Source organism: Caballeronia grimmiae (assembly GCF_022879615.1).
GTDB classification, from domain to species: Bacteria; Pseudomonadota; Gammaproteobacteria; order Burkholderiales; family Burkholderiaceae; genus Caballeronia; species Caballeronia grimmiae.
In genome coordinates this window covers 1-25,773 of record NZ_CP084274.1, presented here as the reverse complement: position 1 = coordinate 25,773, position 25,773 = coordinate 1, and the positions used below count along the sequence as shown (strand labels likewise).

The following is a 25,773-nucleotide window of genomic DNA, read 5'->3' as shown; positions in this document are numbered from 1 at the left end:
ATTCATCACCGGGACATGCATGCAACAGTACAAAGCTCTCGTGGCGGGCGGCGTCGGCGTGATCGGGCGTCAACTCGTGAATCATCTGGGGTCGCGGCCGGAATGGGATGTCATCGGCCTGTCGCGACGTACACCGGACGATGCAAAGCCGGGCGAGCACATCGCGGTCGATCTGCTGGATCCCGAAGACGTGCGCGCGAAGCTCGCCGGTCTGGACGGCATAACGCACATCTTTCACGCCGCATATCAGGAGAAGCCGACGCCGCAAGCGCTCATCGACGCAAACCTCGGCATGCTGCGCAACCTGGTGAGCGTGGTGGCGGAGCGTTCGCCAGCGCTTAGGCGTGTGGTGCTTTATGAGGGCGCGAAGTACTACGGCGCACATCTCGGACGTTTCAAGACGCCCGCGCGAGAAGACGATGCCCGCCACATGCCGCCGAACTTTTATTACGACATGGAAGACTGGCTCGCGCACGAAGCGGCGGGCAAACACTGGGATGCCGTCGTGCTTCGGCCGGACGTGGTGTGTGGCTTCGCGCTTGGCAATCCGATGAACCTGTCGATGGTCATCGCCGTGTATGCAGCGATCAGCAAGGAGCTCGGCCTGCCGCTGCGCTTTCCCGGAACCGCGACCTGCTATGGCAAGCTCGCGCAAGTCACCGACGCGGCGCAGCTCGCGCGGGGTTCCGTCTGGGCCGCGACCGAAGCGCCGGGCGGCGAGAGCTACAACCTCACGAACGGCGACGTGTTCCGCTGGGACCAGCTCTGGCCCGCCATCGCCGATCACTTCGACATGCCGCTCGCCGAACCACAGACCATCAACCTGCGCGAGTACATGGCGGACAAGGGACCGCTGTGGGAGCGTATCGTGAAGCAGCACGGACTCGTCGATATTCCGTACGAACACGTCGCGGCGTGGGGCTTTGGTGACTTCATTTTTCGCTGCGACTGGGATGTGGTGTCCAGCACGACGAAGATCCGACAGGCCGGGTTTCACGACGTCGTCGATAGCACGGACATGTTCCTGCGTCTCTTCGACGAATTCCGCGAGCGAAAGGCGATTCCATGAGCTTCATGCGTGGCGCGAAGCCCGAGCCGTTATCGGCACGGGAGCCTGCAGGCAATACCATCCAGGCACCGTTTCGATCGCCGGCGGGGGCTTCTCACCGCATCTCCTGCGGTGGCAGGCCAACCCGCGCATGAACGCATCGCGCATATGCCGACGATCGCGAAAGCCCGTATCTTTTGCGATTATTTTCAAACGAATGCCGGCTCTTTTCGATCATCGTCCGCGCCGCTTTGAGCCGCAGCCCTTTTAATTGCCTTTCCGGGCGACTGTCCTGTCTCCATCACAACACTCGACTAAACTGCCGCGGGCTAAATGTGCCGCACTCGCGAGCTCTTCGGCAGTGAGCGGTCGGCTGAGGTTGCTACGCGGGCAGTTATGCGCGTTTTGCATGCGATCAGACTCTGGCGCGGGACTGGGTTCTGTTGCAGTAAGGCGGTCCGCTATCGTGTGCTGAACGAGGGACGGCGAAGAGCGCCCGAGCGTCATGATTTGCGGCATGGACGTTCAGGCCATCGGTCTGCTCAACGAATGCCGGGCTAAGAACATCCGCGTGCTCGGGAACCATCGGTAACGGGCTTCGACGATATCGGCTCGGCAAGCCCGACTCACGCAACCCTGGCGACGTTGCGCATGCCGTCGCTCCAAATCGGCGGTCGCGCGGCGCGGCACTCTGATGATGCTGATGAGCGATGGGCGGCTGCGTCACTCGTTCATCTGATATCTTAGATATCAATCTTCGAAGCAACGACCGCCCCGTGCTAATATTTCATGCAAACCAAGGCGCATCGCTGCTGCGCGCCTTTGGTCATACGAGCGATCGTCGAAGCCCCATAAACATGAAGATCGAGAAACTTGCAGAGCGTCCGAAATCGCTGACGGTGATCGCGAAAGACATGATTCGCAATGCGATCGTCGACGGCAAACTAGCCTTCGGCAGCCAACTGTCGGAAAGCGCACTTGCGCTCGAATTCGGGTTCAGCAAGACGCCGGTGCGCGAGGCGCTGCTGCAACTCAAGCTCGAAGGACTCGTGGAAGTGTGGCCGCAGTCCGGCACGCTGGTGTTCAAGCCGACCGTGGACCAGGTGCGCGAAATCTGCCGTTTTCGCGAAATCATCGAGCTGTCGGCGCTCGAACTGGCCATGCGTCGCGATGCCGGGCAACTCGCCAAGCAACTCACTGCGGCGCTAAAAATGCGCCGCGAAGAAGGCGTGGACGATGACACGCGCCGTCGTCAGCAGGACGCGCATTTTCATGGCGCGATTCTCGCGTGCTCGGGCAACGCGTATCTGCAGTCCGCGTATCAACTCGTCGCCGACAAGATTCAGGCGTTGCGTGCCCGGCTCGCCGTCGACGACAAACGCGTGGACTCGTGCCATGACACGCATTCGAAAATCATGCGACTGATTCGCGACGGCAATGTGCGCAAGGCCGGCACCGCATTGCGCGCGCATATTCGAAGCACCGAAGACTCGTATATCCGCGCGAGCCAGACTGACGAGGCGCGTGCGGAGTCATTGCGCTAAGGTGAAAGACTTCGCTGGCTGCGTTCTCCAGGAAAGAAGCGTCGAACCATGAATGAACTGATCCAGTCGCTTGGCGACATCGTTGGCAACGCCTACGTCTTCACGGGCGCGACTGAAACGCGCCGTTTCCGCCAGGGCTATCGATACGGCGGCGGACCGGTGCTCGCCGCCATTCAGCCGGGCACGCTCGTCGAAATGTGGCGCGCATTGCAGGCGTGTCATCGTGCGAACGTCATCGTCATCTGTCAGGCGGCGAATACCGGACTGACCGGTGGATCGACGCCTGCTGCCGAGGGCTATGATCGCCCTGTCGTCGTCATCAATACCATGCGCTTGCGCCGGCTCGATCTCATTCGCAATGGCGAACAGGTGATCTGTCAGCCGGGGGTGACGCTGGATCAGTTGGAAAAGCGCCTCAAGCCGCTCAAACGCGAGCCGCATTCGGTGATCGGTTCGAGTTGCATCGGTGCATCGGTGACCGGTGGCGTGTGCAACAACTCGGGTGGCTCGCTGATTCGCCGCGGCCCCGCGTTCACTCAGCTTTCGATACATGCGCGCGTCACCGCCGACGGCGAACTGAAGCTCGTCAATCATCTGGGAATCGATCTGGGCGCCTCCGCCGAAGCCATTCTCGCTCGTCTCGATGCAGGCGAATTGCCGGACGACATCCCTGAAGCCACCGGACTGCTCGCGTCCGATCACGAGTACGGCACGCATGTGCGCGACATCGCGGCATCCACGCCCGCGCGGTTCAACGCGGACCCGCGCCGTCTTTACGAAGCATCGGGGTCGGCCGGACACCTCGCGGTCTTCGCGCTGCGTCTCGATACCTTCCCTGCTGACGAACAGACGCAAGTGTTCTATATCGGCAGCAACGATCCAGCCGAGCTCGAAACGATTCGCCGCGACATTCTCGGCGGCTTTAAGAGCCTGCCGATAGCGGGTGAGTACATGCACCGCGGCGCGTTCGATATCAGCCGCCGCTACGGCAAGGACATGTACATGTACATCCGCACCTTCGGCACCGACAAGGTGCCGCGTGCGTTCGCTGCTAAAAGCCGCTTCGATGGCTTTACCGAGAAGGCCGGACTCGGCAACGCGATCAGCGATCGGCTGTTACAGGCAGTAAGCCGGCTCCTGCCCGAACATCTGCCGCGACGGCTCATCGAGTACCGCGACAGGTTCGAGCATCATCTGTTGCTCAAGATGGGTAACGACGGCGTGCAGGAAGCGCGAAGCTATCTGCAATCGCGGTTTCCCACGCAACACGGCGACTATTTCGAATGCACGACAAAGGAAGGCGAAGCGGCGTTTCTCAACCGCTTCACCGTCGGCGGCGCGATGGTGCGGTATCGCGCGGTTCATCCCCGGACCGTCGAGGATATCGTCGCGCTCGATATCGCCCTGCCGCGCAACGCGACCGACTGGTTCGAACGGCTGCCACAGCACATTTCGAAGGACATCGAGTTTTCGATGTACTGCGGCCATTTCTTCTGCCATGTGCTGCATCAGGAATATCTGGTCAAGAAAGGCGTCGATTGCGACCGGATCAAGGACGACATTCTCGCGCTGCTGGCTGCACGCGGCGCGGAGTATCCTGCCGAGCACAACGTGGGGCACTTGTACGAGGCGAAGGCGTCGCTCAGGCAGTTTTACGAGGAACTCGATCCGACTAACTCGTTCAATCCGGGCATCGGGAAGACGTCGCGGTTGTTCAAATGGGGGCAGTCGAATTATCGCTGTGCTTGCGAGTCCGATTGCGAGCCTGTTCAGCAGGCTGAATGAGGGTCCGTGCGGCTGCCTGCGCAGCCGGTGGATCAATCGGAAAGGTCGCTCAGAGTACGGACGAAATCGCTGAACTTTGCGGACTCGGAAGGCGTGGCCGTGATTCCGCCGCGCATCGAAAAGCGCCTTACTGAAGAGATATTCAAGGCGGCGAACGAGAAGAAAATCTCACATCGATAGCGGCCTGCTCACTTTATCCAGTGAGCGGGTCATTTACAGCTATCGCAACGGCAGCGGCATCACCGGGACATAACCGATTCGACCACAGCCATGATCTGCTTCGATGCGGTTTTGACGTGCTCTTCGAGAAGCTTGGCGCCGCGCTTCGCATCGCGAGCCTTACATGCCTTGATCAAAGCCATGTGCTCGTCATGCGACTGTTCCCGAACAGGCACCTGTACCGCTTGAAACCGGAAATAGCGGTCGCTGCGGTCGTGCAGCACGCGAAGCATCTGGAGCGTTATTTCTTTCTGAGCGGGTACGTACAGCGTTTCGTGGAGACGCCAGTTAAGCTGCCCCCAAACGCCCGAATCCGCTTTATCCATCTCTTTTACGAGACGCTCTGCCTTGCCGATCTCGGCATCGGTGATTCGCGGTATCGCTTCAGCGAAGATCCACGGTTCGAGTCGAAGCCGGATGTCGAAGGTTTCCTTCACCTCGTCGACCGACAGTTCCGCTACATAAGCGCCTTTATGCGGAACGCTGGTCAACAACCCTTCCGCAGTCAGTCGCGTAATCGCTTCGCGAATAGGCACACGGCTGACTCCCAGTTCGTCGGCAAGCGCCTCCTGCCGCAGCACGTCCCCAGGCGCGTATTCGCCGCTCAGAATGCGTTGCCGTACTGCAGTGGTCACCAGTTCGACTGTCGTGGGTCTGACGATCTTCCGCGTGCTTGCATCTGAAAGAACGTCGCTCACGACGGGCGCTTCTTTGCTTCGACGTTTGGTGGCAACCGGGGACATGGTTCTGGTTCTAATGTTGTATACAGAAAACATCGTACCACGGTGTCGCATGCGGTATACAAGATCCAGCGCCATGCTTTTACAGCAAAGTTTGGCGAACCCACGTTCCGTTTTTCATTACGCCGGACATCCGTTCGCCTTGACCCGTCAGGACGCTAATGTCCTCCAAAGGATCACCGTCGACTACAAGCAAGTCCGCGTAAGCACCAGCGCTCACCACGCCGAGTTTGCCCGGCTGGCCGACAATTTCAGCGCCGATGGCAGTGGCCTGACAAATCGTCTCGAACGCACCAAGAATCTCCGCGCGAATGGTGAGTTCGTCGTTTTGATATTGATGCATGTCGCCCAGCAGGTCGGTGCCGAGTCTTATCCTGACGCCGTGCCGCTTCAACAACTCCAGCGCCTTCAGGCCTTGAAGTCGGACGTTCTCGTTCTTGATCAAGGCACTCTCGGCGACGCCCGCTTTCGCGCCCACCTTGCTCATTGCGTCATACGTTACGAGCGTCGGGACTGCGAATGCACCGTGTTCAGCCATGACGTCGGCGGCTTCATCGCCGATCAGGTTGCCGTGCTCGATGGTGCGAACCCCCAGTTTGACCACGCGAGAGATGGCTTTGCCCGTGTAGGCGTGCGCCATCACATACGTTTGGTGCGACCCGGCCTCTTCTACGATTGCTTTCACCTCATCGACCGAGAACTGGAGGTTGCCGATCGGGTTTGTCGGCGATGCGACGCCGCCCGACGCCATGATCTTGATGTGATGCGCGCCCGCCCGCATTTACTCGCGCACTGCCTTGCGAACATCGTCGACGCCGTCAACGATGCGGTCAATCGCTCCGAGATTGCGATGGCATCCGCAGGGGTCCGGATCGGAATTGTCGAACCGCTCCCGAAAATCTCCGTGCCCGCCCGTCTGCGATAGCGCCTTGCCTGCAACGAAAAGCCGTGGCCCGGCGATGACGCCCTCTTCGATCGCGCGGGAGAGCGCGTAGTCGGCGCCACCGGCATCGCGAACCGTCGTGAAGCCGCGATTGAGCATGCCGCTGAGAATGGGGACCGCGCGAAGCACGGCGAACGTATTGGGCAGACGGCCGTTGTTCCCGAGGTGTGCGAGCGATGCAATGACGTGCGCGTGGCAGTCGATCATGCCGGGCATCACGGTCTTGCCGCCTAAGTCGATGACCTGCGCACCTTCGATGGATACAGGCTCGCGCGTGACTTCCTTGATGAATTCTCCGTCAACGACGATCGAATAATGCGCGTGATCGTTCTCGTGATTGACATCGAGGACGCGTGCGTTCTTCAGGATCAGCATGTGATATCCCCAAAGTGGATGCGCGGGAAAGCCGCGTCGTTTCGCTACGTGAGCAGGAAGCCCTTGGCCAAAGGATCGCGATCGTCGACGAAGATTGTGTTATGGCCCGTTACGCGCGCCCAGCCTTCGATACTGGGGACGATGGCGTCGAACGTACCGACCGTTGTCGCGGACTCGGGAACGCCCGTGAATAGTGTGCCGATGATGCTCTCGTGCACGAAGCCCTCGCCGATAGCGAGTCGCCCCTTTCCGACGAGATGAGCCATGCGAGCCGATGTGCCCGTCCCACACGGCGAACGGTCGATCGCCTTGTCACCGTAGAACACGGCATTGCGTGCGTGGGCGCTCGCGACTGTAGGGTCGCCCGTCCACATGACATGACTCAGGCCACGGATTGCGGGGGCTTCCGGGTGAACGAACTCGTACTTCTCGTTGGCCTTCTGACGAAGAATGGGGCTTAACCGCTGTATGTCCGACGGTTTGAGCGTATGAAGGCCAGCGTAGTTGTGTTGCGGCTCGATGATCGCGTAGAAGTTTCCGCCGTAAGCGACATCGAACTTCACCTCTCCCAACCCATCGACCTCCACGGACAAATTCGTGGAGTGAAGGAACGACGGAACGTTAATGAGTTGCACGGAGTCAACGTGCTCACCATCCATCTTGTATCTTGCGACGACAACGCCCGCGGGCGTATCGAGCTTCAGCACTCCGGCTTCTTTCGGGCGAACGAGGCCATGCTCGATAGCCGATGTCACCGTGCCGATCGTGCCGTGGCCACACATCGGCAAGCACCCGCTCACCTCGATGAACAGAATCGCAACGTCGCAATCGGGGCGAGTCGGCGGATAGAGAATGCTGCCCGACATGACATCGTGACCGCGAGGCTCGAACATGAGGGACGTGCGAATCCAGTCGAACTCGCGTTCGAAGTGGGATCGCCGTTCGATCATGTTCGCGCCCTCGAGCTGCGGCGCACCTCCAGCGACGACGCGCACAGGATTCCCGCATGTATGTCCGTCGATGCAGAAGAAGGTCGATTTCATTACTCGTTCCGTCGTGGATGTATCGATAGTGGCCTGACAATGCAAAGCAAATCGCCAGGCTTGAACATTACTTCGAAAGCGAGCGCAAGTCGGCCATCGTCTTTTCAACGATAGCGACCACCTTCTGCCGTTCCTCACCTTCGAGCTTCAGACGCGGAGCCTTCACGTTCTCGGAATAACCGGCGGTAATGTTCTCGGCCAGCTTGATGTACTGCACCAGCTTGACGTGCGTGTCGAGATGGAACAAGTCAATCAATACGCGATACAGCTTGCGCGCTTGGTCGTAGTTGCCGGCCACCGCCAGATCGATAAGCTCAACCGATTCCTTCGGAACCGCGTTCGCCATGCCGGACACCCAGCACTTGGCGCCGAGCGCAACGGACTCGAGCACGAGGTCATCCACACCGCACACCACGTTCAGGCGGCCCTCGAAGCGGCTGAGCAGGTCGGTCACGCGCGTCGTGTCGTACGACTCTTCCTTGATGGCCGTGATGGTCGGCTCTTCGAGCAGTTCGGCGACGACATCAGGCGTAAGGTCGACGCCATAGCCGCGCGGGTTGTTGTACAGCAGGATTTCGAGCTTCGAAGCCTTTGCGATGGTCCTGTAGAACGCGATGGTTTCACGATTCTCCGACTTGTACGTGAGGCCCGGGAACACCATCAGGCCTTGCACGCCGAGCGCTTCGGCGTCTTTCGCGTACTGCACTGCGGCCGCCGTGTTCGTTTCCGCCAGACCGGAGATCACCGGCACGCGACCGTTGATGGTTTCGATGGCAATCTTCAAAACGGTTCGCTTTTCTTCGGGCGTGAGTTGTGCGTTCTCGCCGACCATGCCCATCATGACGACGCCGCTCACGCCGTTTTCAACAAGGCGATTCAAACCTGCCTTGATTGCTTCCTGATCGAGCGAGCCATCGTCTTTCAGCTTCGTCGTCACTGCGGGGAAAACGCCTTTCCAGTTCACGGCCATGACACACCTCTTGATTAAGTAGTGCGGGATTCCCGCTGGTAAATGGAGGTCGCGGGGACCCCGTTAATGCCGAAAGCGACTAATCGAGTAAGGCTCGAGGTTGATTCCGGGTGTTCGGTTGGCAAGCAGATCCGCGACGAGCGCACCCGTGGTTGCCGATTGCGTGAGACCAAGGTGACCATGACCAAACGCGTAAATCACTGACGACGCGTGCGGCGAACGGCCGATCACCGGAAGTGAATCGGGCGTGGCTGGCCGATGACCCATCCACTTGACCGCGCCTGCGTCGTTGATGCCGGGCAGGAAGCGCTTGCCGAGTTCGAGCAGCGCATCGCTGCGCTTGTAATTCGGCGGCGCTTTCAATCCCGCGAATTCGGCTGCTCCGCCAATGCGGATGCCGATGTCGAGCGGAGTGGCGACGAATTTGCGTTCCGCAAAAATCACTTCACGCGACAGGCCGATTCCGTGCGCGGGCAACGTCGTGTTATAGCCGCGCTCACTGTCCAGCAGGACGCGGTCGCCAATGGACTTCGCCAGTGCAGCGGACCACGCACCCGTTGCGACGACAATTCGACGTCCGTTAATGCGCTCTCCTGCTTCCGTGACTGCAGCCGGGGCAAGCGAATCCGACACGTCGAGGTTCTTCACCGTGCCCGTGACGAAGCTGGCGCCGAGCGATCGAACGCGGTCGCGCAGCAGCGTTACGAGCCGCTTCGGATCACCGATGTGCGACCAGTCTTCGAGAAACACGCCGTGCCGGAAGACCGGTGCAAGCGACGGTTCGCATTCACGAATTTCTGCCTCCGACATGGCATGCCAGCGCACGCCCAGCTCACGCTTGAATTCCCACTCGTGCTGGTCCGCGGCGAAGGCCTCGTCGGTTTCATAGACAGTCATCGCACCACGACGGTAGAAGCTGTCCATCGCTCCGATGTCTTCGAACATCGGCACGAGGTCGTCGTACACGCGATTGTTCAGTTGCGCCAGCGCCAACGAGATGGCCCGGAAGCGGTCCTTGTTCGCGCAACGCTGGAACGCCATGAACCACGGCAACGCCGACGGCAGGTGCTTCCAGTCGAGCGATAACGGGCCCAAGGGGTCGAAGAGCCACTTCAACGCCTTCGTGTATATCCCGCTCACTGCGATCGGCGTGCTTTCCGTCACCGCGATGCCGCCCGCGTTCCCGTGCGACGTGCGGTCACCTTCGAAGTCACGGTCCACCAGCGTGACGGTCGCGCCGTCGCGCAGCGCCGACCATGCACAGGACAGGCCGACAATTCCGCTTCCGATTACGACCACGTCGGAGATCTTCTGTGAGTTTTGAGCTTGCTGAGTCATTTCGTGAGTTGAGATTGCCCGGCCAGAGAGCGCGATCGCCGCCCGGCGTTGCCGTCCTTACTTCGAGCCAAGCACCGTCTGGGGCTTCCATTGCCCGTTCTCGCACTCGTAGACGGTGATGATTGCGTCGCGCAGGTCGCCGTATTGGTCATAGGCGAAGTGGTCGCTCGTCACGCCCTTCATGTCGGTCTTGGCGAGCACGTCTGTCGATCCACTTTTCTAAGCAGAGCACCTACCCTCACACTTGCTCCATGAATTCGGGGTCCGGCATGCCGCGCAGACGTGCCGCTTCTTCTTCGAGGGTCGAAGCTGCGAGTTGTCCAAAGACCAGCGCGAGTTCCTGGTCGGCATGGTCGTACTTGCCGGCGGCATCAAGGAGATTGAGCGTCCCTACCGTTACGCCCCGCCTGCGCACAGGAATGTTCATCACGCTCTCACAGCCGATCGACCACAAAACCCCATACTCCGAGAACACCGATTTGATGTCCTCGCGCGTCGAGCCAGTCAGAATCTCGCCGCGTTGAAGAACCTGCTGCGTCCAACGGCTCTGAGTCACTCGCTTGATGCCGCCTATTGGATTGGTGTCGAGCCGATTGCTATACGGCCGGCAGAGCCGACGCGAATCAGCGTCGTAGGCCAGCACCGTGAAGAGTCTTTGACCGTATACTTCAGTCAGAGACCGTTCGAGTTCGCTCCAGAACGCCTGATTCGACCAACCTGCCTGCAGTGTCCCAGCAACGCGCTTGATCGCCGACAGTTCCGCCAATCTCTGATCTGGCTTCATACGTATCCCTTACTTTGCCGTTTTCAGATTGGCGGCGGTCGCACCGGAGCTACCGTCGCCGTACTCTTCAGCCGTAATTTCTTCGAGCGTCTTGCCGCTCGTCGACACGCCGAGGTGCCGGTTTCGACGCTCGTTAGATGCCACTTCGTCCGGACGACAGGAAGAATGAAGGCGATGATCGCGGCGTCGATGGCCTCGAAGATGAACCCCAGGCCACCCATGATGAGTAGCTTGAAGTGGAAGCGGCTGAACGGGAGACGCTCGAGCCGCGCTGCAATCGGAGACATACGGAACTCCTGAGGGTGCCGCGAGGAATACGGCGCATGCCAACAATATCTTGTATCCAAAATCCAGCGTCAAGTGCGGATTTGCGCTGACGGCTTTCTCAGGCGACGCGCCTCCGAGGCTGAACAGTGCCGAAACACGGAAGCCGCCGAATATCGGCGCCAGGTACTTGATGGCATTGCTGAGCGCGTAATCGCCCCATCCGTTGTCCACGCGTGGGCTCAAGAACAAAAAAGCGACGGCTGAACCTTCAGCCATCGCAAGCGTATGAGATGGGCCTCGCACTCGGCCATCGCACGTATAAGCCGAAGTCACGCGAGCAGGCGCGAGTCACTGCCCAGCCCGCGCGTTTCCGAAAACTCAAACCCCTCACTTCGCCCCCAGCAAATGCGGCAGAAACTGCGGAATATGCGGGAAGAAAATGATCAGCAGCAGGTCGATCACCAGCGCGAGGATGAATGGCATGATCGCGCGTGTCGCCTTCTCCACCGATACCCCGCCGATCGACGCCGCCGTGAACAGACAGAAGCCGATCGGCGGCAGGTTGATGCCGATCGCCGAGTTGATCAGCACGATCACGCCAAACACGACGGGGTCGATATGCATCTGCACGACCAGCGGCAGAAACACGGGAATGACCACCGCGATGCTGGAGATCGTTTCGAGGACGGTGTGCGCGACGATCAAGAACAGGTTGATCAGAATCAACAGCACGATGGCGCTCGTCGTGACGGCGAGAAAACTGTTCGCCACATGAAGCGGAATCTGCGCTTCGATCAGATAACGGCCGAGCACGAACGCGAGCCCAAGCAGGAAGGACACGCGCGTGGTGTTCACGGCAGTGCGGACCAGAATATCCTTGAAATGCGAGAGCTTCAGCGTGCGGAAAATGAACGCGCTCACCAGCGTCACATAGACCGCCGCAACAACGCCCGCTTCCACCGGCGTGAATATGCCGCCGAGAATTCCGCCCAGGATGATGATCGGCGTGAGCAACGCCCAGAACGCCTCGCGGAACGTGGTCCATAGCTTGCGCCCGTCGAACGGCTCGACTGCGCTGTAGTCGTGCCTTACCGCGGTCACGTAGTTGACGATCATGAACGATGCGACCACCAGCAGCATCGGAATTATGCCGGCGATGAACATCGTGCCGACCGAAACGTTGGCCGTGTACGCATACACGAGCATGCTCATCGACACGGGCGATAGCAGCCCGAGCGAACCCGCCGCCGATTGCAACGCCACCGCGAAGGCGCGGTTGTATCCCTTCTTCACCATGCCCGGAATCATCACCGAGCCGATCGCGGCGGTATCGGCCGTGGCCGAGCCGGACAGGTCCGCGAAGAACATGCTCGCGACGATCGTCACCTGACCGATGCCGCCGCGCATGAACCCGACCAGCGCCTGCGAGAACTCGATGATGCGCTTCGATACGCCGCCCGAATCCATGATCGCGCCCGTCAGCATGAAGAACGGAATGGCGAGCAAGCCGACGTTGTTCAGATTCGAGAAGAGCTGCTGAGGAATCACCAGCAGCGGCGTGCCGTTCAGCGACAGCGCGAGCGTGGCTGCGATGCCGATGCAGATCGCAACGGGCACGCCCAGCCCGAGCAGTCCTGCGCCAAAAGCGATTGCCCACATGATATTTATCCTAGAGATGTTCGGATACGCCCTCGACCAGCGTGGCGTTGCTCTGTGCCTGCGGTGCGAGATGCGATACGACGATGCGCACCAGCGAGTGAAACGCGAGCAGCGCGCCGCACACGGGAATCGATAGATACGGATAGACCATCGAGATCGGAATCGATGCGGCCGTCTCGGTGCCCATCAGCGCGAGCATGTCCGCGCCGTACAGCACGAACACCGCGCCGAGCGCAAGAATCGCGCAGTCGGTGAAGTCCTTGAGCAACGGCGCGAACGCAGCTGGCACGCGATCAGCCAGCACGCGCACTTCCGGATGCGCGCGCAGCTTCACGCCGGCTGCCGCGCCCAGGCACGTGAGCCACACGAACAGATAGGCCGAGACTTCATCGGACCACGACAGAGAATCGTGCAGCACGAAGCGGAAGATCACGCCGAGACCGGCCACGATCACCGCCCCGAGCAGCAGGCAACTACAGATGAACAGATTGATCTTCAGCACGATGTCGTCGACCAACATCAAGCCGCGCGCGAGCTTTTCCATGCGTGTCATCTCCGATGCCAGGTGGGAGCCACGGCCGTCGTTCGCATCCGTCATTTGGATGCCACCGCCGACGCTTGCTTGGCCGCGTTGATCTCCTGATAGAGCGCCGGGCCGTCGGGAATCTTCGCGATCAGTTCATCGCGCGCGGCCTTGGTGGCTTGCTCCCACGGCGCGGTATCGACCATCGTCACCTGAATGCCCTTCGATTTCATCGCGGTGATGGCAGCGTCGTACTCATGCTTGTATTCCTTCAGGTCGTAGTCCGCTGCAATCTTCGCGGACTCCTGAAACGCCTTCTGATCAGCAGGCGAGAGCTTGTCCCACGACGCCTTACTCATCGCCAGCACGACCGGCAGATAGTTCACGTGCGTCACGTAGAAATGCTTGGCGACATCGGAGAACTTGTCCTGAACGAACTGTTCCGGCGACGTGTCCGCGCCATCCACGAGACCTTGCGAGAGCGCGAGGAACAACTGGTTGTAGGCGAGCGGCGTCGGATTCGCGCCTAGCGCCTTGTAGCCCGCGATGTAGCCGGGGCTTTGCATCACACGCACCTTGAGGTCCTTCATGTCCGAGAGGGAAGTCACGGGGCGCTTGGTCGTGAACAGGTTGCGTTCGCCCACTGCGAGCCACGTGAGGCCGATCATGTTCACGGGCTTCATCATGTCGAGATACTTGCGCCCGACCGGACCTTGCAGCACGCCATTCGCCTGGTCCATGCTGGAGAACAGATACGGCATGTCGAAGATCTGCCACTGCTTGATCGTATTGTCGATGGGCGCCTGCGCCGAAATCATCAGTTCCTGCGTGCCCGTGCGCAACGCCTGCGCCATCTGCACTTCGCCGCCGAGCTGCGATTGCGGAAAGAGCTGAATCTCGACATGGCCATGCGTTCGCGCCGCCACTTCCTTGGCGAACACCTGCGCGGTCAGTTGATAGTGGTTATCGGGAGCCAGCGTGTGGCCGAGCTTCATCACGACCTTGTCTTGCGCCATCACGCCGGACGATGCGCTGATGGACATCACGGCGAGCGCCGCGCTCATCGCCACGCGCAGCATGCTCTGCGCTTTGGAAAGCGAACTCATATTGTCTCCTTGCTCGATATGGACACCGGCCCGCGCATGGCTCGTTTGGACATTTCCAATTGCAGGCCAGCGGGTTGACGCCAGTATTTGTGATCGCGTGAAAGGTGCGTTAGGACCGCGCTTCGGATTTCTTGGACTTTTTAACGGCGCGAATGCGAGTCTCGCGACGCGCTGCAAAAAAGTCCAAAAGATCGCGCGAACCGTCCTACCCGTTGAATGGGGCCTCTCTTTAAAGTGACTTCACGCTGACGGCCCGGTGTGAGAACGCATCCCGCCGTATCGACTCAACTCACCACGACAATTCACGACATGGCCAAACGTCCTCATATGGATTGCTATGCAATCGGCGACACCGCCGACTTCGCCAAGACCGTATCCGAATACGACATCTATGGTTTCGCCGGCATCGTCGGCGACTTTTACGCCGTGCATCTCAACGAGGAATACGCGAAAGGCACGCGCTTCGAGAGGCGCATCGCGCAAGGCTGCTTGTCGGTCGGCTTCCTGTCCACGGTCATGGGCTATATGGCGCAGAAGGCGCCGAGTCCGGGCGCGGTCTCGTATCGCTACGACATCACCTTCAATGCGCCGGTGTTCATAGGCGATACCGTGACTGCGCGTCTGACGCTCGCGGAGAAGGACGAAGAACGCAACGTGTGCGTGTTCACCGCCGATGTCACACGCCAGGATGGCGTCGTCGTGGCGTCGGGCAACACCTATCTGAAAGTGCTGTGACGCCATGCAGACATCTTCCCTTCCCGTTCTCGTCACTCAGCACGGCCCGTTGCGTCTATTGACGCTCAATCGCGCCGACAAGCTCAACGCATTCACACCCGAAATGCTGGCCTCGCTCGACAAAGGCATCGAAGACGCGCTTGCCGACGATTCCACGCGCGTCATTGCGATCACTGGCAGCGGCCCGAAGGCGTTCGCAGCCGGCAACGATATCGAACGGCTCGTCTCAATGGATGGCGTCGCTGCCTATCGCGACATGGTGGCCGGACAGCGCGCGCTGCTGCGCCTGCACGAGTGTGCGAAGCCGACCATCGCGATGGTCAACGGCTATGCGCTCGGCGGCGGCTTCGAACTGGCGCTCGCGTGCGATTTCATCGTGGCGTCGACGGATGCGAGCTTCGCATTCCCGGAGATCACGCTCAACACGATGCCCGGCTGGGGCGGCACGCAACTCGCCGTCGCCAAGATGGGACTTGCATGCGCAAAGCGCTTTGTGTTGAGCGGCCGGCGCTTCTCCGCGCAGGAATGCGAGCCGTTCGGCTTCATTCACGAATTTGCCGCCCCCGAAGCGCTGTTCGATGCCGTTCAGTCGCTTGCAAACACACTCGCTTCATATGATCCCTTCGCGGTCGAGATGGCCAAGCGCGCGTTGAATCGTGCGAATGAATTGCCCTTGTCCGCAGGGCTCGATTTCGAAGCCGCGCATTACACCGTGAACTTTGCGAGCGAAGGCGCGCGCGCCGGTCTCAGGCAATTCATCGAGCGAAGAGGCGCGCGGCACGCTGCTCCAATCCAACCTGCACCGGTCACGCCATGACGAACTCGATCAATCAACCGCACTGGCTTGGCGAACAGCACACGATGATCCGCGAAGCCGTCCGACGCTTCGCGGAAAAGGAAATCGCGCCGCAATCCGAGACGCTCTGGGAACAGGAAGCCTTTCCGTACACGCTCTGGCGACAGGCGTGCGAGCTGGGCTTCACTGGCCTGCCCTACTCCGAACGATTCGGCGGCGGCGGTGGCGACTGGCTATCCTTTGTGATCGTGCTGGAAGAACTTGCCCGCGTGGATTGCGCCGTCGCCAATGCGCTGATGGCCAATTCGACGGTGGCGAGCCTGCTCAGCAACTACGGCACGACCGAGCAAAAGGAGCGCTTCCTGCGGCCTATCCTGGATGGCTCGCAGATCGGCTCGATCGGGCTGTCCGAGCCCGACGCCGGATCGGACGCCGCGAACATCGGCACACGCGCGACTTTGGATGGCGACCGATGGATCATCGATGGCGCAAAGACGTTCATCAGTAACTCGGGCACGGAAATCGGCGGGCCAACGGTGATCGCGGCGGTGACGGGCACGCGACCCGACGGCCGCAAGGAGATCTCCAGCTTCATCGTGCCGCAGGGCCTACCTGGCTTCAGCAAAGGCCGCAAGCTGCGCAAGATCGGCTGGCGCGCGTCGATCACGCACGAACTGTTCTTCGAGCGATGCGCGATTCCTGCGGACCACCTGCTCGGCGAACGCGGCGCGGGATTGCGCCAGACGCTCGCGCAGATCAGCACGGGGCGCATTCTCATTGGTGCGCTCGCGCTCGGGATTCTGCAGGGATCACTGGATCGTTCCATCGCCTACATGAAGGAGCGCCGCGCGTTCGGGCGCGCGATCGCAGAGTTCCAGGGCCTTCAGTTCAAGATCGCCGACATGGCGACCGATGCCCATGCCGCGCGCCTCATGCTCTACGACGCCGCGGCGCTCAAGGATGCAGGCGCGCCCTTCGACGCAGTGGCGTCGCAAGCCAAGCTATTTGCGAGCGAACACGCGATGAAGGCCGCGCATCAGGCGGTGCAGATTCATGGCGGCTACGGCGTGATGGCCGAGTTCGCAGTCGCCCGCGCGTTCGGCGACGCGAAGGTGCTGGAGATCGTCGAAGGCACATCGGAAATACAACGCATGATCATCGCGCGCACGCTGCTGGCGTGAACGATCGCTGCAACCGAGGGGGAATGAATATGCTGGAAGGCATCAAGGTACTGAGTTTCACCCACTTTTTGCAAGGCCCCGCCGCCGTTCAGATGCTCGCCGATGTCGGTGCGGACGTCATCAAGATCGAACCTCCCGGCGGCGCATTCGAACGCAGCTGGACCGGCGCGGATGCGTTCATCGAAGGCGTGAGCGTCTTCTTTCTGCTCGGCAACCGCAACCAGCGCAGCATCTCACTCGATCTGCGTGAAGAAGCGGCGCGAGAGATCGTGTGGCGTCTGATTCGCGAAGCCGATGTGATCGTCGAGAACTATCGTCCCGGCGTGCTGGACAAGATGGGCTTCGGTTATGCGCAGGTGCACGAAGTCAATCCGCGTCTCGTCTATTGCTCATGCACCGGTTACGGATCGTCCGGACCGTATTTGAAACGCCCCGGTCAGGACTTGTTGTTGCAGGCGATGAGCGGCATGACGCTGCTTTCCGGCGATGCCGAATCGCCGCCGACGCCGGTCGGCTCCGCAATCGTCGATCAGCACGCCGCCGCGCTCGCCGCGTTCGGCGTCGTCGCTGCGTTGCAGGCGCGCGAGCGCACGGGCGTAGGCGCGCGCATCGAAAGCAATCTGCTGAATGCAGCGCTCGACCTTCAGATCGAGCCGTTCACCTACTACATGAACAAGGGGCCGCTGTGGGCGCGCACGCATCCGCCGACGGGCAGCCGCTTCCATCCGGCGCCCTACGGTGTCTACAAGACGCGCGATGGCTACATTGCGATGTCGCTCACGCCGACGCAAAAGCTCGCGGGGGCGTTGTCGTGTCCGGCGCTTGCGGAGTTCACACATCCGAAGGACAACGTGCTGCGTCGCGACGAAATCAATCGGCTTGTCTATGACACGCTCAAGACGCGCACAACCGAAGAGTGGATGCGTACCTTCGAGGAACACGACATCTGGTTCTCGCCGGTCAACGACTATGAGCAGGTCGAGCATGATCCGCAAGTGGCGCACAACCAGATGATCATGTCGTTCGATCATGACGAAGCCGGCCCCGTGCGCGTGCTTGCGCATCCGGTGCGCTATGACGGGGAAGCGCCGGGTCTGCGTCGCCATCCGCCGAAACAGGGACAACATACCCGCGAAGTGCTCGCGGAACTGGGTTATACGCCGCAAGAGATCGACGCCTATGTCGAAGGCGGCATCGCATTGACATCGAGGAGACAAGCGTGAGCGCACAAACGAACAACTGGCCCGCGCTCCTGCGCTTCGACGATGTCGATATCGGCCGCACGCAGGTGATCGTGCACACTATTTCCGAAGCTGAAGTCAACGCGTTCGCGCATCTCTCGGGCGACCTGAACCCGCTGCACATGGAAGACGCATTCGCCGAGTGCTCGCCTTTCGGCCGGCGCGTCGTGCATGGGCTGCTGACGGCGGCGCTCGTGTCGGCGGCGCATACGCAACTCACGGGGCCGGGCTTCGCGTATGTCGGACAGGAATTGCGCTTCCTGGGGCCGGTTTATATCGGCGATACGGTCACGATCAACGTTTGCGTCGTCGAGAAGAAGCCGGCCAAGCACATTCTCGTCATGGATACGACCGTTCGAAATCAGCATGGGCGCGTGGTGCTGAGCGGGCTTTCCGCACTGAAGGAACTGCGTTTCGACGAAGCGATGATGGCGCGCAATCTCGCCGCATGAGTTTGCGCCGCGCTTTCACGGTGTAAATGCCAGTAACGTCGAGGGCCCATGCACGGCTACACTCCTACATGGGTCCGAGAATCGCCGGACCGCTGGCAGGCGCCACGACAGAGCGCCACCGACGAGGAGGAGACAGTTGGATACCGCATGTTGCTGCCACGTCCCGGTCATCAAGATCGACGATTACGAATACGGCGCGCACGTCAAGACACGGGACTTCCATCTCGCACCCATCGAAGCGCTGAAATCGACGCTGGTATATCCGCATCGCCACGACTTCTATCACGTGATGTGGGTAATCGAAGGAAGCGGCTCGCACGTGATCGATTCGGTGCGCTATGACGTGCGCCCGCATACGCTCTATTTCATGACGCCGGGACAGATCCACGATCTGGACCTGTCCGCCGACACCCTCGGCTATTCGATCAGCTTTTCATCCGAGTTCTTCGCGTTTAGAGTGCAGAACCGCCATACCGAAACCGAAGTTCCCGCCTACAATTTCGAACAGCTCGACGCCTGCCTCCATCTGAGCGATGCTCAGGTCCGCGAACTGATGCGCGTGATGGACGGGATCCGCGAAGAGTACCGGAATGAAGAGGTCGGTTACACCGACGCAATCTGGGCTTGGCTGCATGTGTTTCTCATCAAGGTTGCGCGCATGTGCGATGCCGCCGCCATGCGCGACGCCGCTGCGTCGCGCAGCGTGCTGCTGTCGCGCCGCTTCAAGAGCCTGCTCGAAAAGCATTTCCGCTCCGTCAACGAAGCGGCGGATTACGCTCGCCTGCTCAACGTCACCGAGCGCGCGCTCAACGAGGCAACCCGTCAGGCGCTCGGCAGCACTGCGCCTAAACTCATCCGCGAGCGCGTGATGCTGGAGGCCAAGCGATTACTGTTGCACTCCGAAGTAAATGTCGCCGAGATCGCGGCGATGCTGTCCTTCGACGACCCGGCCTATTTCAGCCGCTGCTTTCGCAAACACACGGGCCGCTCGCCGATCGACTACCGGCGCAGCCTCGAGAAACTGCATATCTGATTTGTCGCTGGCGCTTCAGCGCGGAAATGTCCAACAGTTCACGCGTTTCATCCTAACGCCGTCGCATGAGCGGTTCTTAGAATCGACTTGCGCATGACGAACTCAAGGAGACAACGTGTCGAACGCAACGAATCCGCTGGCGCTGCACGCAGAACAGATCAGGCTTTTTAGCGAAACGCTCGATAAGACCGCACGGAAGGTGGCCAACGACGAACTGAGCTTCGGCGTTGAATTCCCGCAAGTGACGGGTCCCGATGGCGAATGGGTGCGCCTGCCTGCCTCGCTTTCGGCAGGCTACGACGGCGACGCCTGGAGCCACGGCAACTGGTTTTGCGGCTTCTGGGTCGGGCTTTTGCTGACATCCTACGTGCATACCGGCGAGGCACGATTCCTCGAATGGGCGCGTGCCCGCATGCTGCTGGTCGCGCAGCGCGCACAGGATCCGAACACGCACGACATCGGCTTCATCTTCGACAGCAGCGCGATACCGGGCCATCACATCACGGGCGACGAATGGTTCGCGAGCATCGCGCTCGAAGCGGCCGACAAGCTGCGCGCGAGGCTCGTGACGACACGCGACGGCGCGTACCTCGCGTCATGGGGACCGCTCTCCGATCCGCGTGGCCGCAGCGCATCCGCTATCGATACGATGGCGAATCTGTCGCTGCTGTACTGGGCCGCGAATCATGCCGATGACGGCAGCTACCGGCAAGCCGCCGACGCCCACGCCGAGATGACCGCGCGTGCCTTCGTGCGCGCCGACGACTCGACGTATCACGCCGTCGAATACGATGTTGAGAGCGGCGCACGCAAACGCGGCTACACGTTCCAGGGCGCTTTCGACGAGTCCGCGTGGAGCCGTGGCCAGGCCTGGGCGATCTACGGATACGTCAACTCTGCGCGCGAGACGGGCAAGCGCGTGTATCTCGATCTGGCGGAACGGCTTGCCGACTACTACATGCGTCGCCTCAATGGCCGGCAGGTGCCGCCCTGGGACTTCGACGCCACAGGCCGCGACGCCGAGATCAAGGACACGGCTGCGGCTGCGGTGGTCGCATCGGCGCTCTTTGAAATGGCGCGGCTGCATCCCGATGCGCAAGCCGCCGCGAAGTGGCAGCGTCATGGCGCCGCGATGCTCGAAGCGTTGTGTCGCGATGAGTTCACGAAGGAAGGCCAGCATGGCCTGCTTCATAACTCGTGCTATTCGAAGCCGCACAATATCGGCGTGGACGGGGCAACCATGTTTGGCGACTTCTTCTTCGTCGAGGCGCTTTGCCGCGCGGTGCATCCGGGCAAGCTGCGCCCGCTCGACGATGCGCGTATTCCGCTTGCCTGACGCACTCGGTTTCTTTTGAACAAAGCCGGCATCGCACGATGCCGGCTTTTTTTTTGTGCTCAAGCCTTTCGATAGCTCGAGATTCACCTACCAACCTGGTGATCCATTTCGGCTCTTAAGTATTCGCTCCAAGCGCAATAGCCCCGAGGATCATTCACCCGACGACGACTCCACCCGACCCGCGAACCTGCTTGGGATTGCGCTATGCTGAGGAAGCCTTGCTTCATTCAAATAACGCTATCTACAGCGGGTGCCCATCGGATATGGACCTTCAGCGTAAAGCCATCACTGTCGATTCTTTGTCCGTACTGCTGCTGACGGTTGACCAGGACGGCGCTGTGACGCACCAGAACGAAGGCGCGCGGCGTTACTTCGGCCCCGCTGCTCACGCCGACGCCGTGCCTTTGCGACAACTCATTTGTCCCGCCGATGTTCCCGCACTCGACCACGCCATCGCGTCGCTCGGCCCGGCCTGCCCTGAGCACGCCGTCTACGCGAGACTGCTTCGACTGGACGGCGAACCTATGTGGCATCGGCTGTGCCTGCAGTGCGTCGAGAACCGCGCGCCGGCGTTCACGGTGATTGGTGTCGATGTCCACGAATGCAAGCACGCCGCCGAAGTTCAAGCAGAGAACGAGGCGCGTCTTCTGTCTGCGTTCGAGGCGGCGGACCTCGGGGCATGGGAATGGGACCTCGAAGCCGGAGTCGCCTGGATAACGCCCGTTCTCGCCCGGCTGTATGGCATTGAAGGTGACCCTGTAAGGGTGCCGCTTCGCTTGCTTTGGGACAAGGTGCCCCCGGAGGACCGGCAGCGGTTTCTCGTCTTGATCGATGACGCCCTCGCTAAAGGCGGCCCCTTTGAGCTTGAGTTCCCCGTCTCGCCGTGCAGCGGGACAGTTCGCTGGCTGCGAATGCGGGCGCACGTTACACGGCAAGCCCACACCGGAGCACAGCACGTGTTCGGCATCACCTCCGATGTGTCAGAGATTCGTGCTGCGGCGGCGAGCCTTACGCTAAGCGAGCGCCGTTACCGCGAATTGGCGCGCTCGTCGGGAGCGCTCGTGTGGTCGGCTAATCGCGATGGCGAGATGCAACCCATCGACGGAGACTGGGAAGCTTTCACCGGTTTGCCGCCGGAGCGGCTGGTTGGACATGCATGGATGGAACTCGTTCATCCGGATGACAAGGCCGAGCTAAGTGCCAAATGGGGTGAGGCGCTGCGTGAGCTGGGCGTTCGTGACGCCACCTTCCGCATGCGGAGAGCCGACGGCGCGTACAGAATAATGCTCGCGAGAGCCGTACCCCTGTGCGACGAACGCGGCGGCCTGCACGAATGGTTTGGAACGACCATCGACGTGACAGAACAACGGCACGCCCAGGCGATCAGTGAGGCGCGCAATCTCCGGCTCGCGGTGGCGATGGAAGCGGCGAGCATCATCATTGTCACGCTGGATCTCGACAAGTACCTCTTCTCCATTGAAGGCGCCAGTACGAGCGCGCCTTTGAATCCGCGTTCGACCACAGCGACCACGCTCACGTATGACGAAGCGATGGCCCGCGTTCATACCGATGACCGCGCCATGCTCGAGGACGGTATTCGACAACTGCGGGCGAGCCGCAAAAACGCGATTCATTTCGAAGTGCGAATTCATCTGTCTGGAGAAGAACACTGGATGCACGGCAGTGCAGTGATGCAGCGCGGACAAGACGGCCGCGCCGACGTCATCGTCGCCAGTCTCTCGGATGTCAGCGAGCGCAAGCGCATGGAAATCGCGTTGCGTGATGCTGACAAGCGAAAAGACGAGTTCCTCGCGATGCTCGCGCATGAACTCAGGAATCCGCTCGCACCGCTGAGAACCGTGGTGAGCCTGCTTCGTCGCGGGGCATCGGCGGGCGACCCTGAGCCGCTCATCGCTTCGATGGAGCGCCAGATTTCACACATGACACGGCTCGTGGACGACCTGCTGGAAGTGTCGCGCATCACGCAGGGCCGCATAGTTCTGCAGCGCGAGCCGCTTCTGATAGGCGGGGTCGTCTACGGCGCCGCGGAGTCGGTCGCTCAACAGGTCGACGAGAACAAGCACACGATGACCATCGATGTTCCGAGGGAGACCGTCTGGGTATGCGGTGACACCACGCGCATGGCGCAAATCGTGATCAACGTCCTGCACAACGCGTGCAAATACACGCCTGCGGGCGGCGAGATTCGTGTGTGCGTGACGGCGGACGCTGCGCAAGTTCATATCGTCGTTGAAGATACCGGCGCTGGCATTGCCGCCGACTTACTGCCGCGAATTTTCGATTTGTTCTCGCAAGGCGAACGCACGCTCGATCGTTCCAAAGGAGGACTGGGCATTGGACTGTCTCTGGTGCGCAAACTGGTCGAAATGCATGAAGGCTCGATTCGTATCGAAAGCCAGGGGCCCGGATGCGGGACAACGGTCACCATGTCGTTTCCGCGCTTGAATTCGCCGGACGATGTCGTTCCCACTATCGTCGGGCAGATGCCCTTGCGACCGGCGCGAAACGGTCTCCGCATCCTGATCGTCGATGACAACCGCGATGCGGCCGATTCCTTGTCACTTGTTTGCCAGTCAGAGGGCCATGTGACGCGCGCCTGTTATGGGCCCAACGAAGCCCTGGAACAATACGTGGCGTTTGGTGCTGACGTCGCACTGCTGGACATTGGCTTGCCCGGGATGAACGGGTATGAGCTCGCGAAGCATTTGCGCGCCAAGGGACACAAGTCTCCTGTCCTCGTTGCAATCACAGGCTATGGGCAGGCGGAGGACCGGCTGAAAGCCCAGGCAGCTGGCTTCGATCATCACTTCGTCAAGCCAGTCGACATCGATGCGTTGCTCAGTCTGCTGGCGACGTGCGACTCCAGAGACGATATCTAGGCGGGATATGGCATCGTCACTTGCGCTCAGTGAGTTTCCGTTCCGGCCAGTGACTCCTGACGAGGCGTCGGCTCGTACATGGCCGCTGTCGCTGCGCTCACCTGATTGCGACCGCGCCGTTTTGCTGCATAGACGGCTCGATCGGCCGCGAGCAAGGCCGTCGCCGTCGTTGCGCCGCTACTTGGCATGATCACGCTGCATCCGACGCTCACCGTCACGGGATGCACGCCGCTGTGCTCTCTCCCCTGCGAACCGGACTGGATGCAAGCACGTATGCTCTCGCCGACCCGGACCGCGTCAGAAAGCCCAGCAGCGGGAAGCACGATGACGAACTCTTCTCCGCCGTAACGCGCGACGACGTCGATGTCCGACCTCGTTTGCGCCTTCAGGCAGTCTGCGATCAGTCGTAGCGCCGCATCGCCGGCTGCGTGGCCGAATTTGTCGTTGTAGGCCTTGAACCGGTCTGCGTCGACGAACAGCAGGGACATGGGCACATTGGCGGCGCTGCATTCGTTCCACACGCGTCGCAGCGACGTTTCGAGCGAACCTCGGTTCGACAGTTGTGTCACCGCGTCGGTGTGAGCGACGTGAGTCACATGCGCTTGCAGTGCTATCCGGTAACGCAGGCCGAAAGCGAGCGCCCACACGACGTAAGTGAACGCGGTGCTCAAAACAAGTGCTAACGCCCCGATGATGGTGGACCGGTGACGCCAGCCCGATAGAACGTCGTCATACGAAGGCGCGACGACGGCGATGAGATTCGTGTCGGGCACTTGTGCGAATGAATACAGGCGAGACAGGCCATCGACAGGCGAGCGCGCGATGTAGAAGCCCTGTTCAGTTGCCAGCATTTGCTTGAACGTGGGCGAATGCGCGACGCTGCTTGGTTCACCGGCTTTGAGCCGGGGGTTCCGGGCAACGACAGTACCGTCTTTTTGCAGGATCAACGATGCGCCGTGCGGACCGACTGCGAGGGCTTGCATCATGGACTGAAAGTAGTCGGTGTTGACGGCGAGCAATGCGATCCCGCCGAAAGAGCCATCGGACAGCGTGATGCGGCGACTGAGCGCGATAGAAGATGCGCCACCGCGCGCTCGTGACTGGTACGGCCGCGATATGAACACGCCTTGCTGGCCGCGAGGGATCTGCGCGACGAAGTAATCGCGATCTGCGACGTTGGCGTGCACGGCACTTTCGTCTCGTGCTTCTTCGAAATTTCCCTCGCGATCGATTACGAACACGCCGCTCACGTATCGAGCCGTCGTTGAACGATCGAAGAGGACCCTGTGCCGCAGGTCTTTCGGAAGCGACTGGATGCGACTGTCTGCTGCCCCTTCGGCTACTGCGTCGAGCGAAAGGTCGTACAGCTCGACGTTTCGCGCGATCTCGCGGCTCAAGGTGACGGCGACGTTCATCGAACTGGCGGCAGCGCGGTCCAGCTCTTGTTGTCGTCCCATCGCAAGGACTGTCAATGTCAGGATGAGCACGCACGCGCTGATTGCCGTGCCGGTCGCGCCTGCGAGCATCGGCTTGCGGGCGACCAGGCGGCCGAAGTGCCCTAAGGGAAGCGACGGGAAACTGGTATCGAAACGTCGCATCGGGCGGGGCGTTTGCAGAGGGGAAAAGGGCCAGCGGGCGGAACGTTCCCCGCAACATTACGGATTACGGCATGGGTGAGGGTTTCTGAAGGCTGGCTGGGTCGCTGGGCTTGCTCATCGAAGCCATGCTGGAGAGGCCGATTCAACGTGCGCCGCG

21 protein-coding genes and 3 pseudogenes are annotated in these 25,773 nt (G+C 60.8%); 11 read left to right on the top strand and 13 right to left on the bottom strand.

All coding sequences use genetic code 11. The features are described from left to right. The first annotated feature begins 19 nt into the window (after nucleotides 1-19). Nucleotides 20-1,069: an SDR family oxidoreductase gene (locus LDZ21_RS23480; RefSeq protein WP_244797059.1), complete on the top strand. Its 1,050-nt coding sequence runs from the start codon at nucleotides 20-22 to the stop codon at nucleotides 1,067-1,069. Between the two features lie 94 nt (nucleotides 1,070-1,163). Here LDZ21_RS23480 and LDZ21_RS23475 read toward each other — a convergent pair. Then, nucleotides 1,164-1,477, bottom strand: a pseudogene (locus LDZ21_RS23475) (helix-turn-helix domain-containing protein); the annotation flags it as partial. Nucleotides 1,478-1,905: 428 nt separating this feature from the next. Between LDZ21_RS23475 and LDZ21_RS23470 the strand changes: the two are divergent. Beyond that, nucleotides 1,906-2,592, top strand: coding sequence for a GntR family transcriptional regulator (locus LDZ21_RS23470; RefSeq protein ID WP_244797058.1), 687 nt, complete (start codon nucleotides 1,906-1,908; stop codon nucleotides 2,590-2,592). A 48-nt stretch (nucleotides 2,593-2,640) separates the two neighbouring features. Further along, nucleotides 2,641-4,377, top strand: coding sequence for a D-lactate dehydrogenase (dld, locus tag LDZ21_RS23465; RefSeq protein ID WP_244797057.1), 1,737 nt, complete (start codon nucleotides 2,641-2,643; stop codon nucleotides 4,375-4,377). A 239-nt stretch (nucleotides 4,378-4,616) separates the two neighbouring features. Here dld and LDZ21_RS23460 read toward each other — a convergent pair whose 3' ends face one another. From LDZ21_RS23460 to LDZ21_RS23410, 11 genes and pseudogenes are all read right to left on the bottom strand, one after another. Then, on the bottom strand, nucleotides 4,617-5,339 hold the full coding sequence (locus LDZ21_RS23460) for a GntR family transcriptional regulator (protein WP_244797056.1): 723 nt from the start codon (nucleotides 5,337-5,339) through the stop codon (nucleotides 4,617-4,619). A gap of 79 nt (nucleotides 5,340-5,418) precedes the next feature. Beyond that, nucleotides 5,419-6,654 (bottom strand): annotated as a pseudogene (locus LDZ21_RS23455) (metal-dependent hydrolase family protein). A gap of 44 nt (nucleotides 6,655-6,698) precedes the next feature. Further along, entirely contained in the window at nucleotides 6,699-7,697 is a 999-nt protein-coding gene (locus tag LDZ21_RS23450; RefSeq protein WP_244797055.1) for a 4-hydroxyproline epimerase, read from the bottom strand. Between the two features lie 67 nt (nucleotides 7,698-7,764). Next, nucleotides 7,765-8,667 carry a dihydrodipicolinate synthase family protein gene (locus LDZ21_RS23445; RefSeq protein ID WP_244797054.1) on the bottom strand — a complete coding sequence of 301 codons (903 nt, stop codon included), beginning with the start codon at nucleotides 8,665-8,667 and terminating at the stop codon, nucleotides 7,765-7,767. A 63-nt stretch (nucleotides 8,668-8,730) separates the two neighbouring features. Then, nucleotides 8,731-10,005: an NAD(P)/FAD-dependent oxidoreductase gene (locus LDZ21_RS23440; RefSeq protein WP_244797053.1), complete on the bottom strand. Its 1,275-nt coding sequence runs from the start codon at nucleotides 10,003-10,005 to the stop codon at nucleotides 8,731-8,733. A gap of 57 nt (nucleotides 10,006-10,062) precedes the next feature. Continuing rightward, nucleotides 10,063-10,206 (bottom strand): hypothetical protein, encoded by a 144-nt coding sequence (locus tag LDZ21_RS23435; protein ID WP_244797052.1) that lies wholly within the window; start codon nucleotides 10,204-10,206, stop codon nucleotides 10,063-10,065. Between the two features lie 37 nt (nucleotides 10,207-10,243). Beyond that, nucleotides 10,244-10,789 carry a GAF domain-containing protein gene (locus LDZ21_RS23430; protein ID WP_244797051.1) on the bottom strand — a complete coding sequence of 182 codons (546 nt, stop codon included), beginning with the start codon at nucleotides 10,787-10,789 and terminating at the stop codon, nucleotides 10,244-10,246. Between the two features lie 116 nt (nucleotides 10,790-10,905). Further along, nucleotides 10,906-11,076, bottom strand: a pseudogene (locus LDZ21_RS23425) (MFS transporter); the annotation flags it as partial. A 367-nt stretch (nucleotides 11,077-11,443) separates the two neighbouring features. Continuing rightward, nucleotides 11,444-12,715, bottom strand: coding sequence for a TRAP transporter large permease (locus tag LDZ21_RS23420; protein WP_035967293.1), 1,272 nt, complete (start codon nucleotides 12,713-12,715; stop codon nucleotides 11,444-11,446). A 10-nt stretch (nucleotides 12,716-12,725) separates the two neighbouring features. Continuing rightward, nucleotides 12,726-13,259 (bottom strand): TRAP transporter small permease, encoded by a 534-nt coding sequence (locus LDZ21_RS23415; protein WP_244797050.1) that lies wholly within the window; start codon nucleotides 13,257-13,259, stop codon nucleotides 12,726-12,728. Nucleotides 13,260-13,309: 50 nt separating this feature from the next. Beyond that, nucleotides 13,310-14,344 carry a TRAP transporter substrate-binding protein gene (locus LDZ21_RS23410; protein ID WP_244797049.1) on the bottom strand — a complete coding sequence of 345 codons (1,035 nt, stop codon included), beginning with the start codon at nucleotides 14,342-14,344 and terminating at the stop codon, nucleotides 13,310-13,312. Between the two features lie 309 nt (nucleotides 14,345-14,653). Here LDZ21_RS23410 and LDZ21_RS23405 point away from each other — a divergent pair, with 309 nt between their 5' ends. The 8 genes from LDZ21_RS23405 to LDZ21_RS23370 all read left to right on the top strand — a co-directional run bounded on the left by LDZ21_RS23405 (nucleotide 14,654) and on the right by LDZ21_RS23370 (nucleotide 24,018). Next, entirely contained in the window at nucleotides 14,654-15,079 is a 426-nt protein-coding gene (locus tag LDZ21_RS23405) for a MaoC family dehydratase (protein ID WP_244797048.1), read from the top strand. Nucleotides 15,080-15,083: 4 nt separating this feature from the next. Further along, nucleotides 15,084-15,896, top strand: a complete 813-nt coding sequence (locus tag LDZ21_RS23400) for an enoyl-CoA hydratase/isomerase family protein (protein ID WP_244797047.1) — start codon at nucleotides 15,084-15,086, stop codon at nucleotides 15,894-15,896. Then, complete coding sequence (locus LDZ21_RS23395; protein WP_244797046.1) at nucleotides 15,893-17,056, top strand: acyl-CoA dehydrogenase family protein; 1,164 nt, start codon at nucleotides 15,893-15,895, stop codon at nucleotides 17,054-17,056. The genes LDZ21_RS23400 and LDZ21_RS23395 overlap by 4 nt, the downstream gene beginning before the upstream one ends. A gap of 23 nt (nucleotides 17,057-17,079) precedes the next feature. Continuing rightward, entirely contained in the window at nucleotides 17,080-18,279 is a 1,200-nt protein-coding gene (locus LDZ21_RS23390) for a CaiB/BaiF CoA transferase family protein (RefSeq protein WP_244797045.1), read from the top strand. Continuing rightward, the gene (locus tag LDZ21_RS23385) at nucleotides 18,276-18,749 is read left to right on the top strand and encodes a MaoC family dehydratase (protein ID WP_244797044.1); all 474 of its coding nucleotides are present in this window, start codon (nucleotides 18,276-18,278) and stop codon (nucleotides 18,747-18,749) included. Before LDZ21_RS23390 ends, LDZ21_RS23385 begins: the two co-directional genes overlap by 4 nt. Before the next feature lie 136 nt (nucleotides 18,750-18,885). Next, the gene (locus LDZ21_RS23380) at nucleotides 18,886-19,782 is read left to right on the top strand and encodes a helix-turn-helix domain-containing protein (protein ID WP_035967299.1); all 897 of its coding nucleotides are present in this window, start codon (nucleotides 18,886-18,888) and stop codon (nucleotides 19,780-19,782) included. 115 nt (nucleotides 19,783-19,897) lie between these two features. Then, nucleotides 19,898-21,118, top strand: a complete 1,221-nt coding sequence (locus LDZ21_RS23375; RefSeq protein ID WP_244797043.1) for a glycoside hydrolase family 88 protein — start codon at nucleotides 19,898-19,900, stop codon at nucleotides 21,116-21,118. A gap of 263 nt (nucleotides 21,119-21,381) precedes the next feature. Beyond that, nucleotides 21,382-24,018: a hybrid sensor histidine kinase/response regulator gene (locus tag LDZ21_RS23370; RefSeq protein WP_244797042.1), complete on the top strand. Its 2,637-nt coding sequence runs from the start codon at nucleotides 21,382-21,384 to the stop codon at nucleotides 24,016-24,018. Between the two features lie 26 nt (nucleotides 24,019-24,044). Here LDZ21_RS23370 and LDZ21_RS23365 read toward each other — a convergent pair whose 3' ends face one another. Beyond that, entirely contained in the window at nucleotides 24,045-25,616 is a 1,572-nt protein-coding gene (locus LDZ21_RS23365) for a GGDEF domain-containing protein (protein WP_244797041.1), read from the bottom strand. Nucleotides 25,617-25,773 lie beyond the last annotated feature (157 nt).